This is a genomic window from Acidobacteriota bacterium, assembly GCA_016196035.1.
In the GTDB taxonomy this organism is placed as follows: Bacteria; Acidobacteriota; Blastocatellia; order RBC074; family RBC074; genus JACPYM01.
In genome coordinates this window covers 119,453-138,165 of record JACPYM010000088.1, presented here as the reverse complement: position 1 = coordinate 138,165, position 18,713 = coordinate 119,453, and the positions used below count along the sequence as shown (strand labels likewise).

11 protein-coding genes are annotated in these 18,713 nt (G+C 61.5%); all 11 read right to left on the bottom strand.

What is annotated here, in order from left to right:
- Positions 1-125: 125 nt before the first annotated feature.
- On the bottom strand, positions 126-806 hold the full coding sequence (locus HY011_25715) for a hypothetical protein (GenBank protein ID MBI3426342.1): 681 nt from the start codon (positions 804-806) through the stop codon (positions 126-128).
- Complete coding sequence (locus tag HY011_25710; protein ID MBI3426341.1) at positions 803-7,486, bottom strand: HYR domain-containing protein; 6,684 nt, start codon at positions 7,484-7,486, stop codon at positions 803-805. Before HY011_25710 ends, HY011_25715 begins: the two co-directional genes overlap by 4 nt.
- Before the next feature lie 763 nt (positions 7,487-8,249).
- Entirely contained in the window at positions 8,250-9,164 is a 915-nt protein-coding gene (locus tag HY011_25705; GenBank protein MBI3426340.1) for a type II secretion system F family protein, read from the bottom strand.
- 71 nt (positions 9,165-9,235) lie between these two features.
- Positions 9,236-10,198, bottom strand: a complete 963-nt coding sequence (locus HY011_25700; GenBank protein MBI3426339.1) for a type II secretion system F family protein — start codon at positions 10,196-10,198, stop codon at positions 9,236-9,238.
- 147 nt (positions 10,199-10,345) lie between these two features.
- Positions 10,346-11,713 carry a CpaF family protein gene (locus HY011_25695; GenBank protein ID MBI3426338.1) on the bottom strand — a complete coding sequence of 456 codons (1,368 nt, stop codon included), beginning with the start codon at positions 11,711-11,713 and terminating at the stop codon, positions 10,346-10,348.
- Between the two features lie 61 nt (positions 11,714-11,774).
- On the bottom strand, positions 11,775-13,202 hold the full coding sequence (locus HY011_25690) for a hypothetical protein (protein ID MBI3426337.1): 1,428 nt from the start codon (positions 13,200-13,202) through the stop codon (positions 11,775-11,777).
- Positions 13,203-13,447: 245 nt separating this feature from the next.
- On the bottom strand, positions 13,448-13,942 hold the full coding sequence (locus HY011_25685) for a pilus assembly protein (protein ID MBI3426336.1): 495 nt from the start codon (positions 13,940-13,942) through the stop codon (positions 13,448-13,450).
- Positions 13,943-13,950: 8 nt separating this feature from the next.
- Positions 13,951-14,445 carry a pilus assembly protein gene (locus HY011_25680; protein ID MBI3426335.1) on the bottom strand — a complete coding sequence of 165 codons (495 nt, stop codon included), beginning with the start codon at positions 14,443-14,445 and terminating at the stop codon, positions 13,951-13,953.
- A 9-nt stretch (positions 14,446-14,454) separates the two neighbouring features.
- Complete coding sequence (locus tag HY011_25675; GenBank protein MBI3426334.1) at positions 14,455-15,666, bottom strand: hypothetical protein; 1,212 nt, start codon at positions 15,664-15,666, stop codon at positions 14,455-14,457.
- A gap of 90 nt (positions 15,667-15,756) precedes the next feature.
- Positions 15,757-17,430, bottom strand: a complete 1,674-nt coding sequence (locus HY011_25670) for a type II and III secretion system protein family protein (protein MBI3426333.1) — start codon at positions 17,428-17,430, stop codon at positions 15,757-15,759.
- Positions 17,431-17,484: 54 nt separating this feature from the next.
- Entirely contained in the window at positions 17,485-18,426 is a 942-nt protein-coding gene (gene cpaB, locus HY011_25665; protein MBI3426332.1) for a Flp pilus assembly protein CpaB, read from the bottom strand.
- Between the last annotated feature and the right edge of the window lie 287 nt (positions 18,427-18,713).

Below are 18,713 nucleotides of genomic sequence, written 5' to 3'. Positions count from 1 at the left end.
AATGACAAATGAACAATGCGTCCCAGTCCTCGCCGCGCTGCCTGGCTCAAATGATCAAGTTATTTTTGAACAGTGCCTAAGCTGTGCCGTAGTCTGCCAAGTCGCCGTGCCTGTCGTCACGGCCATTACGGAATCACCGGTGGTGGTAGCGGTTTGATGTCGCCTTTTTTGGTGACGACGACCGTGACGACGACCGCGATCAACGTCAGCAATCCCGCAATGAGCAGCACCTTGGTGGGAGCGGGTCGTACCACTTCGAGCGGAATTTTCTTTTCCGCACTGCCCGCTGTCGCAAGCAAGAAACCGCGCTGGTGGTCGGTATTAGCAGTGAACTGAACTTCAGCAATACCCTCGGCATTGGTTTCCACTTCGGAAGTGTTAAGCGTACCCAACGCAGGATTGGACAAGGTGAATTTCACCGGCACCCCGACGGCGGGCCGGCGGCTCTCTTGCGGCGCGGGTGTGCTGGTAAAACTGGCATAGAGAAATTGCAACGGCGCATTCAGGGCGCTGCGTGAAGGGCCTGGGACGGTCAGGCGCGTCGCATAGCTGCACGTCGTTCCGGCCAATTGCTTGCCCGGCGCGGGCGGCGTGGGTTTCGTGCTGGCTTTGGTCGGTTTGGCGCTGGTGGGTGTGGTGGGCGTGGCGGCTGCCTGGCACTTGACCGGGCGCGCCAGGTCGCCGTCGAAAGCCACTTGCATCGTTTGTGCGCGGCGCGCTTCAGCGTGCAATGGTGGCGGCAGCAAGCCTGCGGCCAGGGCGGCGATCAGGAATAGACTGATGCGGGCGGTGGGGGATTGATTCATCGGCGTCTCCTTAAATTGTTTGCGGGCGGGCGCGGCGCGCGGGTGAGGGGCGCGAGTTCCACGTCCGGCAATATCAGTGGCGCAGGGTCTTCGGGCCGTTCCGGCTGCCCCGGCTGTCCTGACTGGAAACTGGCTGGGCAACCGGTCTCGCCTGAAACGGTCGAGAGGTTCGCGTCGCCATTCAACGTGACCCGCACGTGGAATTCTGTTCTGGGATCGACGGGCCCGAACCGTTGGATAAATGCGAATGTCTGTCCAAGGTGCAACGGCGTAGCGTTGATCACATCCGTCAGTGCTGTGCTCGCCTCATACGTTAGCACCGGCACGGTGGCTGTGGGGCCTTCCAGTAACTCGTAGCGGACACGTTGCAAGGCGCGGCCCGGATCGTAGATTGTGGTGGTGACGGCAATCACGGTGCCGCCGCCCTCTCTTGTCAGCGTTACCACCGGGTTTTGCGCCGGGTCGCGCGTCGGATCGCACGGATGCACCAACCGAAATTGCGGCGCGAGCCGGGCCGTGATGGTGGAAAGCGGTTGGTTATTCGGCAACGGGCTGCCGGCAGGCGGTTTGAGCAGCAGTTGGGAAGACAAATCGAGCGGCAGCACTTGCGCCGCCGTCAGATTGCCCGTGCTGCTGGCGCGCGCCGGGATCAGCGGATCAAAAAATACGCGCAAGCTCAACGACGCGCCCGCCGCCAGCGTGAAGCTGTCGCATGTCCCGCTGGCCTGGGCGGGGTCGCACAGATTCACCAGCGTCTCTGCCCCCACCAGCTTGACATAGAGAGGCCGCCGGCTGGCGGGATCGAGACTGCGCTGGCCGTTGGCGGCAATGAGCAGGGCGCGGCCATCGTTTTTGTCCGTCAAGCGTGTATTGCTGTCGTTGCGTTGTAGCGCGAGGCCAAAGCTGACTGTGCCGCAATTCGCATTGTTGAGCGTCAGCACCTGGCTGGTGGCTTGCGTGTTCGGCGTCAGCCCCGCCGTAATCGGTACGGCGAAATTCAGCGGCGCTCCCGTTACAGCCAGCGGGCATGGGCCGACCGTCACCTTGAAACTACAACTTTCTGTGTTGCCCGCCGCGTCGGCCACCATGCACGTCACCGTCGTCGTGCCCACCGCAAATGTGGAGCCGGAGGCGGGATCACACACCGGCGCGCGCACACCAGCGCAATTATCGCTGACCGTAGGCAGCGGGAAGCTGACCGCCGTGGGCACGGTGGCCAGCACGCTAAGGCTGTCCGGGCAAATCATCGTGGGCTTTTGCGTGTCGTTGACTGTCACATTGAAGCTGCGCGGATCTGAAACATTTCCTGCGGCATCACGCGCGGTGCAAGTCACCGTCCGCACGCCCACTGGGAAAGCCGTGCCCGGCGCGGGCGTGCAACTGACGACAAGCGTGCCCGGACAATTGTCCGTCACGATCGGCGGCGCGTAGTTCACGACCGCCTGGCATTGATTCAAGTCGGCGGGTTGACTCAAGTCCGCCTTCTGCGCCAACACCGGCGCTTGGGTGTCGTTGACCGTCACGGTGAAACTGCAAGTTGAAGACGAGGCATTCCCGGCGGCATCACGCGCGGTGCAATTCACCGTCGTCATGCCCACTGAAAAAGCCGTGCCCGGCGCGGGCGTGCAACTGACAGTTAGCGTGCCCGGACAATTGTCCGTCGCGGCCGGCGGCGCGTAATTCACGACGGCCTGGCATTGATTCGGATCGTTGGCGCGCGTCACGTTGGGCAGCGGGCAATTGGTGATGACCGGCGCTTGGGTATCGTTGACCGTCACGGTGAAACTGCACGCTGGCGCGGGCGAAGTATTCCCCGCCGCATCACGGGCGCTGCACGTCACGGTCGTCACGCCCACGGGAAAGGCTGTGCCTGGGGCCGGTGTGCAAACGGCCACTGCGCCGGGACAGTTGTCCGTCACGGTGGGCAGCGCGTAATTCACAACGGCCTGGCACTGATTCGAATCGTTGGTTCGCGTCAGATTGGCTAGTTGGCGGCAGTCTATGACCGGCGCTTGCGTATCGTTGACCGTCACCGTAAAGCTGCGCGGTGCTGAAGTATTCCCGGCGGCATCACGCGCGGTGCACGTCACCGTCGTCACGCCCACCGGGAAAGCCGTGCCCGGCGCGGGCGTGCAACTGACAGTTACCGTGCCCGGACAATTCTCCGTCGCGGCCGGCGGCGCGTAATTCACGACGGCCTGGCATTGATTCAGCTCGGCGGATTGCCGCAGGTCAGCCGGTTGCGCCAACACCGGCACCTGGGTGTCGTTGACCGTCACCGTGAAGCTGCACGCTGGCGAACTGTTGCCGGCTGCATCACGGGCGAGGCAATTCACCGTCGTCACGCCCACGGGGAAGGCCGTGCCGGGGGCTGGAGTGCAAACGGCCACTGCGCCGGGGCAGTTGTCCGTCACAGCGGGCAGCGTGTAATTCACGACGGCCTGACACTGATTCGGATCGTTGCCGCGCGTCACGTTGGCGGAGCAGACGGGCGGCGGGGGCGCTTGGGTGTCGTTGACCGTCACCGTGAAGCTGCAAGTTGAGGGCGAAGTATTCCCCGCCACATCACGGGCGCGGCAAGTCACGGTCGTTACGCCCACCGGAAAGGCCGTGCCGGGAGCCGGTGTGCAAACGGCCAGCGCGCCGGGACAGTTGTCGGTCACGGGCGGCAGCGCGTAATTCACCACGGCTTGGCACTGATTCGGATCATTGGCGCGCGTCAGATTGGGTAGTGCGCAATTAGCGATGACCGGCGCTTGTTTGTCATTGACCGTTACCGCAAAGCTGCAAACGGCCCCGCTGGCTTCGCGGCAAGTCACCGTCGTTACGCCCACCGCGAACGACGAGCCGGATGGCGGCGTGCACGTCACTGCGCCGCACGTGCCTTCGGTGGCGGGCGGAGGATAGTTGATCTGTGCCGTGCATTGGTCGGGCGCGGCATCCGTGCTTACCGGCGCGGGACAGATGAGACGGCAGGGTTCTGGGGCCACCGTCACCGTGAAGCTGCATTGGCCTTCATTGTTCGTCGCATCGCGCGCCCGGCAAATCACCGTGGTCGCGCCCACCGGGAAAATCGAACCGGACGCAGGCTCGCAAACCGGCTGGCCCACACCGGGGCAATTATCCGTGACCAGCGGCAAGTCATAACTAACCGCGCTGGGCGTGGCCGCTTTCACGCTCAGATTCGGCGGGCAGGTCAGCCGTGGCGGTTGTGCGTCCTTGACCGTCACGGTGAAGCTGCTCGCGTTGGGCACGCCTCTGCTGTCGGTGGAACTGCAAGTCACCGTCCGCACGCCCACTGCGAAAGTCGCACCGGCGGGCGGCACACAAGTCACTGTCCCACAATCCGCGCTGTCAGCCGGGAGCGGATAGCTGCTGACCACTGCCGCGCACTGTCCCGCCGCGGCCTCGACTGTAACCGGGTCGCTTGAGAGTTGCGGGCACGGCGTCACGCCAACGCGGAAGGTGCAACTGGACGCATTCCGCGCCGCGTCAGTCGCCGTGCAAGTCACCGTCGTCAGCCCCAGCGCGAACGTCGCGCCGCTGGCCGGCACGCAACTTACCGTTGGCGTGCCGCAATTGTCGGTGGCCGCTGGCAGCGGATAACTAACCGTTGTGGGCGTAGCGGAAACTACGCGCAGGTCGTCCGGGCATTGGTTGGTAAGCACCGGCGCTTGCGTGTCATTGACCGTCACCGTGAAGCTGGTCGAACTCGTGACGCCGTTCGCATCTGTCGTGCTGCAATTCACCGTCGTGATACCCACGGGGAAGCTCGCACCCGCAGCAGGCGCGCACGTCACCACGCCGCACGCGCCATTCGTCGCCGGCGTGGCGTAAGCGACCACCGCATCGCACCTGCCGGCGGCGGCGTTGGCCGTCACGGGCGGGGGCGGGGTCGGCACGAATCCGCAACCCGTCACCGTCACCGTAAAGCTGCACGCCGCTGTGTTGTTGCCCGCATCGGTCGCCGTGCAGGTGACCGTCCTGACGCCCGGCGGGAAGCTCGTGCCGGACGCCGGAACGCAACTCACGGTTGGGTTGGCGCAATTGTCGGTCACGCTGGGCAGCGGATAGCTGACCGTGGCCGGGCCGTTCGCCACGACGCGCTGCTCTGGCGTGCACGCAGTGATGACGGGCGCTTGGGTGTCGTTGACCGTGACGGTGAAGCTGCACGTCGCCAAATTCTGCGCGGCATCGCGCACGCTGCACATCACCGTCGTCTGGCCGACCGTGAAGGTCGCACCGGAGGGCGGCGTGCAAACCGGCGTGCCCACGCCCGCGCAATTATCGCTGGCCGTCGCGTTGGTGTATGTCACCGCCGTCGCGCATTGGTTTTGATCCGCCGCTTTGACGAGGTTGTCGGGGCAAACCAGCGTGGGCGCTTGCGCGTCGTTAATTGTGACCGTGAAAGCGCAGGTGGATTTGTTTTGCGCCGCATCCGTCGCCGTGCACGTCACCGTCGTGACGCCCAACGGAAAGGCCGTGCCAGCAGCCGGAACGCAACTGACCGTCGTGCCAACACAGTCGGCGGGCACAACCGGCGGCGCGTAATTCACGATGGCCGTACACTGATTCTGATCCGCCGCGCGGGTGATATTCGCCGGACATGTGGGCGGGGGTATTTGGGTAGCGTTGACCGTCACCGTGAAGCTGCACGCGCTGTTGCCGCCCGCGCCATCCGGCGCAGTGCATGTCACCGTCTTTACGCCCGCCGCAAAACTCGAACCTGACGCGGGCGTGCACGTCGCCGGGCCGCACGCGCCCTCCAACACAGGCGCGGCGTAAGTCACCGCCATTGCGCATTGCCCGGCGGGCAACGTCGCCGTCACAGCCGCCGGACAGCCGATGGTGCAAGTCGTGAGCGTCACCGTGAAGCTGCACATCATTGTCGCGGCTGCGCCCGCGCTCACGCAGGTCACCGTCGTCGCGCCGCGTTTGAACGTCGAACCCGCAGCCGGTGTGCAAGTGACGGTATTGCCGGGCGGGGCCGTGGGCAGCGGATAACTCACGACCGCCTCAGTCGCGCCCGCCGCCAGCGTCTGCGTCAGATTCGGCGGGCACACGAACGGCCCGCCGATCAACACGGTGTATTCCCGCGCACCGCTGCACGTGCCGCTTTGCGCCGTGAGCGTGAATTTGAACGTGCCTGCCAGTGTCGGCGTCCCTTGCAAGACATTGCCCGCGAGCATCAGACCGGACGGCAACGCGCCGCTGCTGATGGTCAGGTTGTACGCGCGATTGGCGGGTTGTGGCTGGATCGTTTGCGCGGCGTATGTTTCTCCGGCCACGCCGCCGGGCAAGCTGCGCGGTAAAAGGATGACCGGGCAATCAGGGTCATGCACGTTCAGCACATAAGTGCGGTTGCCCTCGCAGCCATTCTTGTCAGTCGCTTTGACGCGAAATTCCCAACTGCCCGTCTGTGTTGGCGCGCCACCGAGCGCGAGTTGCTCGTTGGGATTGGTTGACGCATTCACCAGCAGGCCCGGCGGCATGGCTTCAACGGTGAAGGTGTAAGGCGCAGCTCCGCCGCTGGCCGTGAACGTTTGATTGAACGGCGCGTTGAGTTTGAGTGTGCCATTGGCTAACAGTTGCGGCGCCAGCGTGACGGCGGGGCATACCGGCGGCTGGTTCGCGGGAATTTTGGAACGCACGGCCAGCGTGTAACTCTGCGTGATCTCGCAACCGTTTTTGTCTTTGGCGCGCAAGGTGAAAGAGAACGTTCCCGCCTCTTGCGGCGCGCCGCTGAGCAGCGCGCGTTCGGCAGTGGCGTTGGACGCCAGCAGCAAGCCCGGCGGCACACTTTCGCCCGGACGATTGTCGAAGCTGAACGCATACGGCGCGGCGCCGTTGTTCGGCGTGAAGCTGAGCGCGAGCGGTTCGTTTTGAATGCTGTCTACCTCGTCCAGATTGTCGGGGAACAGGTTCAGCAGGCATTCCGGGTTGTTGCGAATCGGATAGTCGTGACAGATCACGCCATAACAGCCGTTGGCGTCTTCGACGCGGATGTGAAAGGTGAAAAACCCTGTTTCTTCGGGCGTGCCGCGCAACGTGACTTGATCGGCGCGCGGGCCGGGCACCAGTTCCATTCCTCTGGGCAGGCGTTCGCCGACGCGCGCGTCTACGTCGAACTGATAGGGCGCTGTGCCCACGCCGGCCACGTTGAAGGTTTCGCTGTAAAACACGCCGAGCGTCAGGCGCGGATTGCAAGGAACGTCTTCGACCAAACCCAGCACCGGGCAAGCGGCGCGCGCGCGGATGAGGATGGTGAAATGCTGGCGCGTGGGGACGGCGGGCGGGCTGCTGACTTTGACCGTGAAGGTGAAAACGCCCGCTTCCTGCGGCGTCCCGCGCACGGCGGCTGCGTCATCGGGCGTGCCGTTTTCCAGGCTCAACCCCGCCGGTAAACAATCGCGCACTTCGTTGTCCAGCGTAAAGGTGTAAACGGACGAGCCGCCGCCACTGGCGCGCAATACATCTTGATACGGTGTGCCGAGCGTCCCGACCAGCAATTTGTCGGGCGCCACTCTGATCATCTGGAAATTGGCCGCGGCACCGCGCAACGCCTGGCCCAGCCACACGGCGCAACCCAGCCCCGCGAGTAAGCAGAGCGCCAGGACGGACAACCGCCCTGCCTGTTTGGCCTTGCCTTGCGCGTGTTCTTTCGCCTGTGAGGTGTGCATCAGAACTCCTTTGTTGAGACGGATCGCCTGACTGGTTCGCCCGCGAACCACTGAGTTACAACGCTTATGTCGCTGGGCCAAACGGCTCTTTTGACGGCCCAGGCTGGTGGCCGTTTCAGTGAAACAGCCAGAAGGGAAGGGCAAGCACTCGCCGGTTTGCTGCTTGCACGTAATAAAGCTGATAACTGCCCGCACTGCGCTCCGGCTGGTCAAGGCCGGTGTGCGGGTTTCATTGCCAATGCATCGTCACCCGGCTAACGGTGAACACGACCCATCAGCCCTACCCAAAAAAACGCATACATTAAAACGGGCGCACTCTATGCCAAGCAATGACGGCTGTCAATTTTTAGCCAAGCCGGACGGGTGACAGCAGGGCCTTTGCAAAGCCCTCAAAACGCCTGCCAAAGACACTACCCTGACTCCCGATTCCTGACCCCTGATTCCTGCTATAGCATTCAAGAAAATGTTTCTTGCGCCGGAGGCGCTACGGATATTAGCCGGTGGTGAAACCACCGGAACGCGCGTATCCAAATTCGGCAAGCCCTGAAAGGGCGACAGATTGAAGCCTTGTCTTTCAGGGCGCGAGGTTCATTTGGCACTTTGTCCTAATCTCCAACGTCCCTTCGGGACTCAACGCGGAAAAGCTTTTTCTTGAAATCTATAGCTTGAAAATGCCGACTGATTTTCAAGCTATCAGGAGTCAGGAATCGGGAGCCAGTCAAACCGTTCAAGCGCTCTTGTTAGCGACCTTGCAAGAGCACGGTTAATTGTTGAAGAACATATCCATCAACGTCAGGAAGGCCGGCCCCAGCACGACGATGAACAAGGTCGGAAACAGAAAGAGCGCCAGCGGCAAGAGCAATTTGACCGCCGCCCGTTGCGCCGCCTGTTCGGCGCGCTGGCGGCGTTTGGTGCGCAAGGTATTGGCATAGACGCGAATGGCGCGTCCGACCGAAGTGCCGTAACGGTCGGCTTGAATGAGGATGGCGCAGAACGCGCGCATATCTTCCACCCCCGTGCGTTCGGCAAGGTTGCGCAAGGCTTGCGCGCGCGCGCGTCCGACGCGGATTTCGAGGTTGACCAGATCGAACTCTTCGCAGAGGGCCGGATGCGCGGTTTTCAATTCTTCGCTCACGCGCACGAGGGCAGCGTTGAAATTCATGCCGGCTTCGATGGTGATCGTCAACAGGTCGAGCGCATCGGCCAGGCCCCATTGCAGCCGCAACTGGCGATTGGCGATCAGCTTGTCGAGGCTGACGCGGGGCAGCAAATAACCGCATAACGCCGCGCCCAGGATGAAGGCCAACGAAGTGCTCAACGGGCGTTCAGCCAACCAGAGCGCACCCACCGTGGCGGCGGGCAAGCCCGCCAAAAAGGCCAATTGAATGGCGCGATAGAGCAAGGCCGCCTGTGGCGCGCGATAACCCGCGAACAACAGCTTGCGTTGCATCACGCGCAACTTGTCGGGCGCGGGCGGCAGCAGGCGATTGAGCGGCTCGGCGACGCGTTCGGCCACGGTGGCGGCGGGGCTTGCCAAGCTCTCTGCAAACGGATTGGCCGTCTGGCCAATTTCACGCAACCGTTGCGTGGTGGCCGTGGTGGGTTGAAACAAAAACCAATACGCGCTGAACACCGCCAGCGAAACAAACGCAAAAATCAGGAGCGCAATCAGCAGCATCTTCTGTCTCCAACATCTTCTATCTCTGATTCTGTCACTGGCGCGCACCGCCGTGGGCGCGCCGCAATCACTCAAATGCGAATGCGCAAAATCTGGCGCACCAGCAGCAAGCCGCACACCTGCAACAGCACCGCGATAAGCAGCAAGCGATGCCCGCGCGCATCAAAAAACAATGGTTCGAGGTAGGTCGGATTGAGCCACGAAATGATCAGCACGACGATAAAGGGCAACGCGCACAAGACGCCCGCCGACATCCGCGAGGCGGTGGTGAGCGTGCTGAGATCGGCCTTGATGCGAAAACGATCTCGAATGGTCTGGGCCGAAATATCCAAAATCTCAGCCAAATTGCCGCCCGACTCGCGTTGCACGAGTACCGCGATGACGCACATTTTGAGTTCGAGTATGGGCACGCGCTGCATCAGATTTTGCAGGGCGGCCTTGAGCGAAAGACCCAGGGTTTGCTCTTCATAAACGCGGCCAAACTCCCCGGCAATCGGGTCGGGCATCTCATCGGCGATCAACTGCAGGGTGGATTGAAAGCCTTGGCCGGCGAGCAGCGCGCGGCTGATCATTTCGAGCGCTTCGGGCAGGTCGGCGATGAATTTGTCAAAGCGCTGTTTGCGTTTGTACAGGACGTGTAAAAACGGCCCCGCGCCTGCCAGCAGGCCCGTCACGACGATCAGCCCCGTGGTCGAGATCAGCATCGAAATCATCAACATCCCCAACACCGTGGCGCTGACCGAAAAGAGCACCAGGCGGCCCACGGTCAGATGCAAGTCGGCTTGCTCGATCAGCCGTTTCAACTCCGCCGCCAATGCGTTCTTTTTGAGCAAGCGGTCGAGCCAGGCCAACTCGCTCAGCGAGACCGCGCGGGCCAATTGCGCGCGCGGCGGCGGCAACCCGACTTGATCATCCAGCGCCTCTGCCAGACGTTCGCCCACTCGCTCCCGCCGCGCGGTCGCCCGGCGCGTGGAAAACAGATAAACCGTATAAACGGCGCATAAACAGAAGAGAAAAACCAAAAAATTAATCATCAGATTCTTGCTCCTCAAACTGTACAGCGGGCTGCCAGTCCGCTGGCTGGCTTGATGATTGGACGGCTGGCCGAGCCTGGCAGCGGACTGGCAGTCCGCTGTACAGGGCGCGCCGCCTTCCGGGCGAACAACGCTTCACTTTTCGCCTCAAGAAGCAGGCGGCAACCGTAATTCGTCAAAGAAACCCGGCGGCAGATGTAAGCCGCACGCCGCCAGGCGCTCGGCAAATTGCGGCCGCACGCCGCAAAAGCGAAAGCGCCCGATGACGCGCTCGTTTTCGTCCACGCCCTGGCGTTCGTAGCGGAAGATTTCCTGGGTCTGAAATTGTTTGCGTTTCAGCCCGAGGATTTCGGTCAGCGAAGTCACGCGGCGCGTGCCGTCGCTGAGGCGCGCGACCTGTACGACCAGATCAATCGCCGACACGATTTGCTGGCGGATGGCGGCATCTGACATACGCATCCCGGCCATTTGCACCATCGTTTCGAGCCGCGTCAGCGCGTCGGGCGGCGTGTTGGCGTGAATGGTCGTGAGGCTGCCGTCGTGCCCGGTGTTCATCGCTTGCAGCATGTCCACCGCCTCGCCGCTGCGCACTTCGCCGATGACGATGCGGTCGGGCCGCATGCGCAAGGCGTTTTTGACCAGTTCGCGTTGCGTGATTTCGCCGCGCCCTTCGACGTTGGGTGGACGGGTTTCCATGCGCAGCACGTGTTCCTGTTGCAACAACAACTCGGCGGAATCCTCAATGGTCACGATACGTTCGCTCTCAGGGATAAAAGCCGAAAGCGCATTGAGCAGCGTCGTTTTGCCCGCGCCCGTGCCGCCCGACACCACGATGTTGAGCCGTGCCTTGACGCACATTTCCAACAGGTGAGCGATTTCGCCGGGCAGCGCGCCTTTTTTGATGAGGTCGTGAATGCGCAAGGGCTGCGCGCCGAACCGCCGAATCGAGAGCGAAGGGCCGTCGAGCATCACCGGCGGAATGACCGCGTTGACGCGCGAACCGTCGGGCAGCCGCGCGTCCACCATCGGCGAAGATTCGTCAATGCGGCGGCCCACCGAAGTCACGATGCGTTCGATCACGCGAATGACATGCTCGTTGTCGTTAAAGGTCACGCCCGTGCGTTCGAGCTTGCCGCCGCGTTCGACATATACCTTGTAGGGTGAATTGACCAGAATGTCCGAGATCGTCGGGTCGGCCAGCAACGGTTCGAGCGGCCCCAGGCCGAACAGTTCGTGGCGCAATTCTTCGATCAGCCGCTCGCGGTCGGCCAGCGAGAGCAGCAGGTCTTCTTCGGTCAACAACGTGTTGGCGATGCGCGCCACTTGCGCATGGGTCTCTTGCGGCGTCAGCACGTTGAGCTGGCTCAAATCCATGCGGTCAATCAGCATGCCGTGCAAGCGCGCTTTGATTTCCTGATAGCTATTCAGCTTGGGCGCGGGCGCCGCTTCGCCGTAATTGCGCAACGGCACGACGGCGTGCGCTCCGCTTTTGTTTAACCTATCGCGTAATGCCATAACTGCGGCTCATCCTCATTGCTTTACTTGTTTACTTTTACCTGCATCTGGGACATCCGTTTCAACGTCCGGGTACCTTCTTTTGCTGCGCCTGTTTTGGCTGGGCTGGTTTTTGTTGTGCCTGATGTTGCGGCGCGCGCAAGGGCGCGGAGCGCGCAGGCTCCTGTGGTTGCGGGTCGGCGGGCACGGGCACCGGCGCGGCGGGCGGCATCAGCAGCGGCGTCGTGCGTTTCTGTTTGGCGGCGGGCGTCGCCAGGTTCAGCGGCTGGGTCGTCTTGGGCGGGGTCGCCGGCAAGGACGCCGTATTGCGCCGTAAGAGCATATCCAGCAAGCCGCGTTTGGTGGCGGGCTGCTGTTCGGCCCGTGGCAGTTCACAATCCGCCAGCAGTTTTTGCAGTTCCGCCGCCACGGCGCTGGCAGGGGGCGCGGCCAGCAGCGGCTGGCCCAGATTCAGCGATCCGACCACCGTGCGATAGTCGTCCGGAATCAGGTTGCGCACGGGTTGGCCCAGCGCCCGCTCGACCTCGCGCAATTCCAACTCGCTGTGTTGATTCCAGCGATTCAGCACCAGCCGGGTTTTCGCGCGCGGATATTCCAGGCGTTGAAAGATGGTGAGCGCGCGTTGCGCCGCGCGGACGGAAACGATGTCGAGTCCCAGCACCAGCAGAATGTCGTCGGCGGCATCAAGCGCGCTGAGCGTCAAGGCGTCAAACGAGTGCATCACATCGAGCAGCACGTGATCGAAACGCGCCCGCAAGGCGTTGATGGCGTCGTGAATTTGTTCGGGCCGCACTTCCTCGGCGTCTTCAGATTTGGCGGGGGCTGCCAGCAACGACAGGCGCTCATTGAAAGGCGTCAAGAGACTCACCAGCATTTGGTCGTCCAGGCGCGCCTGGTTTTCGATCAGGTCCACCCAGGAAAAGCGCGGCTTGAGACCCAAATACAAATCCAGACTGCTGGCTTGCAGGTTCAAATCAACGAGCACCGTCGGGGCATGGATGCCCGCCGCCAGATTGGCCGCGATGAACGAAGTGCCGCAGCCGCCCCGGGGCGAAAAGACCGCCGTGACGCGCCCGCGTTTAGCCGCGCCGCCAATGCCAAAGGGATCGCTCGCATGTGTTTCGACAATGCGGTCGAGCACGGTGCGCAACTCTTCGGGCCGGATAGGCAGGCGCAAAAATTCGTGCGCACCGTTGCGCAACGTATCCAGAATCAGATCGGTGGAAGCTTGTTGCGCGGCACAGATGACGGCGACGCCGGGCGCACCCTGTTGAATAGCCTGGGCCAAGGCCCAGGTGGTTTGCGGTTGCGCGCTCAGCATTAACACCACGATGGCCGGGCGCTGGCGCATGACTTCTTCGTAAATCTGTTGGTTGGTGCGAAAGACGGCCGTGACGCGCAGCCGCGCATCGGCTTCGAGCGCGTGGCAGAGATGCGTGGCCGTCGCCCGGTCATCGGCCTGAATTACACAAGTCAGTAACGGTGTCATATCGAATCAAAACTCTGTTACAAAAGGGGAACGTGTGCACGCGCCCGTTTTGTCTACGGGGCAACTAGATCGGTTTTCACTTCGGTTGACAGGAAAAGCAGCGCCGCGAAACGGTACCGCGCGCGTGAGCAAGCGGAGCTTGCACGATTGTGTGAGTGCGCCGTACTTGCTGCGCCGCTTGCTCACGCGCGCGGTACCGTCTCGCGGCGCTACGCGCCTTACCGTACACGCAATTGCAAACCACTCTAACAACCGGTTGTTGTCACGCCGGGCACGCACCCCGCGCTTTCACCCGCCACGATCACTTGATAAGTCGGAAACGTCAGCGACGCGCCCAGCACCGACGGGATAGCCAGAAATTGAAAACTGAAACCGCTCGTGCTTACCGTCGCGGTTCCCAAATTGACGCCGAAGTTGCCACTATATGTGACCGTGACGTGACTGGTGGCCAAACCATAAACAATCGGTTGCGCCCCGACTGCCGGACTGTCCGTGCCATACACGACGACATTTTTTACCTTGGCACTGTTCGTGGTCGAACCGGTGGCGTCCGGGCTATGCGTGGCGGCGTAACGCGCCCCCCGCCGCACGCCATCGGCCAGCGCGTTGTACGTCCACAGCATGCGCGACATTTCGAGCACGCTGAACACGGCGACAAAAAAGACCAGCGCCGCGATGGCAAATTCCACTAGGACTGTGCCTCGTTCCGTGTTCGCTCGTTGTCGGATTTGGTTCAGCATCTCAGCCATTAGTTATTCAATAAATAGCGCATCGTCGTACTCGGTTTGACCGCGACTGATGTCCAACTCACGCCCGTCCAATTGCCCAGGTTGAAAATCGGTTGATAGTTGTAGCTGGTGATGCTCACGGTCACCGTGCTCGGCCAGGTGGTCGGATTGGCTGCCGGGGTGATCGCAATGTTACTCGTGGTCAAGCCCGGCACAACCGCAATGCTGCATGTCGTCGTCAACCCGCAGACCGCCATGTTTTTCGCCGCCGTGTGATTGGCAGTGTTCAGCAAACTGCCGGACAGATAACGCGCCGAAATGCGTGTGGCGCGCGCCAGTACCGAGTAAGTATAAAAGTACCGTCCGAGTTCCGCCGTTGACGCCATCAGCATCAGCAGCAACGGCATGACCAAAACTACTTCGATCATTTGCACACCGCGTTCGCGGCGGCGGCGGTGCGGGTGACGCAGGTGTGACGATGGGGCCGGAGTGGCAAGCTGTGTGCGATTCATCATTGCTTCCGTTTAGCGATATAACACAGGCACGGTGAGGCCCGCGAGATGTCCGCTGCCGATAGTGTAACCGCCGTTACCGAGGACGACGCTGTCGCCGATGTATTCGACCTCGAGATCAGCGCCGCCGTTGGGCACCATGACGCGCATAAAGAAGGCGCCAAATGAACTGATCGTCACCGACGTGTTTTTGACAAAGCTGCTAGCCTGGACCATCGCCATCACCAGCACGCGCCGATTGGGAAAGCCCGTGTGCGTCGGCGCCGTAAAATTCGCGCTGCCGGGTAGGGCGTCTTTGTATTGGCCATAGCCGATACTCGTTTTCACATTGAGGTCAGGCGGAAATTGCACCGGGTCCACGCCCGAACTTTGGTAATCGTCAAGCCGCGTATTCAGCCCTTGCCGCACTTGCCCGGAAGCCGCGCCGGTATCCAAAGCTTGCGTCGTGCTGGTTTGGGCACAGCCGTCAGCGCCAATCGCCATCCGGGCGCGCAAATCAGTCGCGCGCGTCGTGGTGGGATTCAGAATCACATATTCACCCGCATTCAGGTTTTTGCTGTTGGAGGCCGACCAGGTGAGTACGTAAACGCAACCGCGCGTAAATTGTTTTTGATTCGCACAAGTCGTGCCGGGCTTGACCGGTAAATCCTTTGTGCCGTCATAGACGATTGCCAGGGGTGCATAGTTGCAGGGGAAGCTGAGTTCCACTGATTGACCCGCAATGGCCGACGGCCCGACGGTAAAAGCTGGCACGCTGCCGCCGCCTGCCGCGAGTTGCATAAACGCTTTGGCGACGACGGTTGAAACGGTTTTCGCCGGGACGCTCACCTTGACGAATTTCATGGTGGCGGCGGCGGCTTGCGCGGCAGCCTTGGTCGTCTTTTCATTGCCCGTGCCAAAATCCGCCAGATTGGCGGCGAAAGTAACATTGGCCTCTGCTAAACCCACCGCCGTTTTATTGAACTCGTACTTATTCATCGCGGCGCTGGCGCGGTCAATCGCCGTCTGAATGCCCTCCTGACCGCCGTTCAAGCCTGACGCACCCGCCAAGGCGGCCGCATCTGCCGCATTTTGCAATTCGGCGAGGACCAGATACATGTGGCTGATGTCCACGGCGAGACCGACGACGCCCAAAATGGCGAGGATGGCAATCGCCGACACGCCGAGGATCGAGCCGCGTTGATCAAGGCGGTGTCGCGCGGTTGCTGGGCTTATGATCCGCATAAAGAAAACTCCTCAAGCAAGGGGTAGGGCAGGTTCTCATCCCGCCCTGTAAGTTGCGTGCAGGGCAGGTTCTCAACCTGCCCTACACATTTATGGCTCCTGTTTGACCACGGGGGCAGTGGGCAAAACGAAATTCAATTCTGCCGACAACGCGCGCGCCGCGCCGAGTTTGATGTCGGGCGGCGGCGTTAAGACCCAGTGCAATTTTTCAAACTTGAAGAGCGGCAAGGGCAGCGTTAAGTCAGCCACTTTGGCCGGTTCCGGCGCGACTGGCAGCTTGGGTTTGGTCTCTTCATTCGTTGGCGTTGCCGGAGTTGGCGTTGCCGGAGTTGGCGTTGCGGTTTCGGCGGGAGGCGCGGCGGTTTCGCTGGCGGCGCCATCCGTCTTATCTGACTTGTCCGACTTCGGTTGTTCGATGCCCAGCGGCGAACCGTCGCGCAAGCCATCCACTTCCTTGAGACGCGGCACGGCGTCGGGGTTGAGCGGTTTGCTCAGTTTGGCCGTCACGATAAAGATCAATTCCGTCTCGTTGCGTTGAAACGATTTCGATTTGAACAGATTGCCCAGAATCGGCACATCGCCGATGACCGGCAATTTGCCCAACGACTTGGTTTCGTTGTTATCGAGCAAACCGGCGATACCGAAACTTTGTCCGTCTTGCAACTCGATACCGGTTTTGGCGCGGCGCACACGCAAGGCCGGGATCAAAAAGCCGCTCAGCCGCGCTGCATTGGCATAATCGAGCGTGGAGACTTCGGGTTCGAGTTCCAGCTTGATGTGCTGTTCGTCAATGATCGTCGGCTTGAAATTGAGGCGCACGCCATATTCTTTCCATTGAATTGACACCGCCGAGTTGCCGCCCGCGCCGGTGACGAGCGGGACGGGGATTTCGCCGCCCGCCAAAAAGCTGGCCGTTTGCCCGCTCATCGCAATCAGATTGGGTTCGGCCAGCGCGCGCAATGCGCCCTGCGATTGCAGCGCCCGTAAAAACGCGAAGACGTTTTGCCCCATGATAAACAGATTCAGGTTGTTGGCGACCGTGCCGATAATGTTGCCTTGATCAATCGCCGTCACGGAATAAGGGCCAGTGCCGGTATTGGAAAACCCGCCCGTGCCCGGTGAAGATTGGTAAGCGGGCGAAAACGAATACTCGCTCAGTTTGTTGCGCGAGACTTCGGCCACGCGCACCTGCAATTGCACCTGCGCGGTGTTTTGGACGGGCTGCGCCAGCAGATTGACCGTCTTGAAACCGGCGGCTTGCACGACCTGTTCGACCTGTTGTACGACCTTGGGTTCGGCGCTGCCCGAAATCACCACCGAGCCGTTGGCCTGGCTGAGGCGGATGTCGTCTTTGGGAAAGAGCGCGCGCACTTGCGAATCTATCTGGGCCAGATTCACGCGCACATCCACGTCAATAAAGATCAAGACCTCGCTGTTGCGCGACCAGACCGTAATGCGCGCGCGCCCCGAGGCTTTGCCGTTGATCACGATTTGATCGGGCGCGACGAGCACGGCCTCGGCAAAGTCCAGGTTCGAGGCCGCCACACGCCCGAAATCCTGATCGAATTTTACCACCATGGATTGGCCCGTCAGCACATACACCGGAATCGGTTCTTTGGGCGGATTGGCAAACGAGGTTTTGATGATGGTCTCTTGCGCGTGCACAGAAACGGCAATGGCCGCGCACCAAAACGCGGCCAGCAGCAAGAATCTTTGGCAGCGCCGCCAACGGCGCGATGTGATTAGGGGATGACTTGTCGGCATAAGAACGATTCTCCTTTTAGCTTGCGCGGCTGATGGGTGGGGAGAGGAAACAGCCTAACGGTCCGGAAATTCAACCGAACGTTTTTTGGTGCCTTCAAAAAATTCAACCGGCGGGCGGGACGGCGCGGGCGCGGGTTTGGGGACGGCATTGTTAAAGTCCGGCACAATCGCCGTGATATGGGCCAGCCGTTTGATTTGGCGCGCGGAGGCCGCTGGCGGAGCCGTTGGTGTGGGACTGGTGGCGGGTTGCAGGCCGGCCAGCGCGGCGTAATTGGCCGCTGACAGGCCGCCCTCGCCCGTCAACAACGAACGCACGTTGGCCCCTTGTGTCGGCTGATTGTTTTGATCTGCGCCATTACGCATCACCAGCCGCAACCGGCCATCGGTCGAGGCCAGTAATAGTTTTTCGGCCTGGTCGGGCATGACCAGCAAGGTCACGGTGCGGGCCTTTTGGGCGTCGCGCTTGTCGGTGGGTTCGTCCAGGTTGTCACCATTGGCCAGTACCTTGATGTTTTGCAGGATGATTTTCGAAATCGTGCCGCCGCCGGTGCTGGCCAGATTGATCACCGCCGCGACATCTACATACGTCCCCGGCAGCACAAAGCCCGACATGCCCGAATCGTCATCCACCTTGACGGTCATCGCCCGGTGGCCTTCAGGGATGATGGCCGATAAGCCCGCCGCTGCACCCACCGGCGCGAGGCGCGCATTGATTACCGTTTCGCGCGCTGCGATGCGCGTGGCGGCGACGCGCCCGACGACTTTGGCCACTTCGCTAAACGTGCCTTCGGGCGTCGCGCCCTGGGGCATCTGCACCGTGGTCAATTGTTCGGCCAGGATTTTGCTGCCCAACGGAATTTCCATGCTGGCCACGACGATGGTGTTCTGCTTGTTAGTACCACGCGCATTGGCCAGGTAATTGGTCACTGAAACCGACGCCAGCAAGCCGAACAGGATCGCGCCAATGAGCACCAGATAGGGGGCTTTATTTTTCATAGCATTTGTCCTGTGGGGAATTTTTCTGCCAGTAAATAACTCGGTGTTTCCCCGGGGAGCGCAGGCATCCTTGCCTGCCAAAAGAAACGCCGCACAGCGTTCCGTTTTCCGCACCTTGCGTAGACCCGGAGACTGGGAGAAGGAAGCTACGCGGCTTTCTTTGACAGCAGGCAATGATGATAGTGCTGGCGAATGTCCGACAGGCTGCCAGCTTGTCGGATGCCTGGCCGTTAAACCCAATGTTCGCCAGCCACGACCACGACAAGCTGGCAGCTTGTCGGACAACT

Coding starts and splice junctions, on each gene's coding strand:
- HY011_25715 (MBI3426342.1), bottom strand. CDS start 806: ATGAATCAATCCCCCACCGCCCGCATCAGTCTATTCCTGATCGCCGCC.
- HY011_25710 (MBI3426341.1), bottom strand. CDS start 7,486: ATGCACACCTCACAGGCGAAAGAACACGCGCAAGGCAAGGCCAAACAG.
- HY011_25705 (MBI3426340.1), bottom strand. CDS start 9,164: ATGCTGCTGATTGCGCTCCTGATTTTTGCGTTTGTTTCGCTGGCGGTG.
- HY011_25700 (MBI3426339.1), bottom strand. CDS start 10,198: ATGATTAATTTTTTGGTTTTTCTCTTCTGTTTATGCGCCGTTTATACG.
- HY011_25695 (MBI3426338.1), bottom strand. CDS start 11,713: ATGGCATTACGCGATAGGTTAAACAAAAGCGGAGCGCACGCCGTCGTG.
- HY011_25690 (MBI3426337.1), bottom strand. CDS start 13,202: ATGACACCGTTACTGACTTGTGTAATTCAGGCCGATGACCGGGCGACG.
- HY011_25685 (MBI3426336.1), bottom strand. CDS start 13,942: ATGCTGAACCAAATCCGACAACGAGCGAACACGGAACGAGGCACAGTC.
- HY011_25680 (MBI3426335.1), bottom strand. CDS start 14,445: ATGATGAATCGCACACAGCTTGCCACTCCGGCCCCATCGTCACACCTG.
- HY011_25675 (MBI3426334.1), bottom strand. CDS start 15,666: ATGCGGATCATAAGCCCAGCAACCGCGCGACACCGCCTTGATCAACGC.
- HY011_25670 (MBI3426333.1), bottom strand. CDS start 17,430: ATGCCGACAAGTCATCCCCTAATCACATCGCGCCGTTGGCGGCGCTGC.
- cpaB (MBI3426332.1), bottom strand. CDS start 18,426: ATGAAAAATAAAGCCCCCTATCTGGTGCTCATTGGCGCGATCCTGTTC.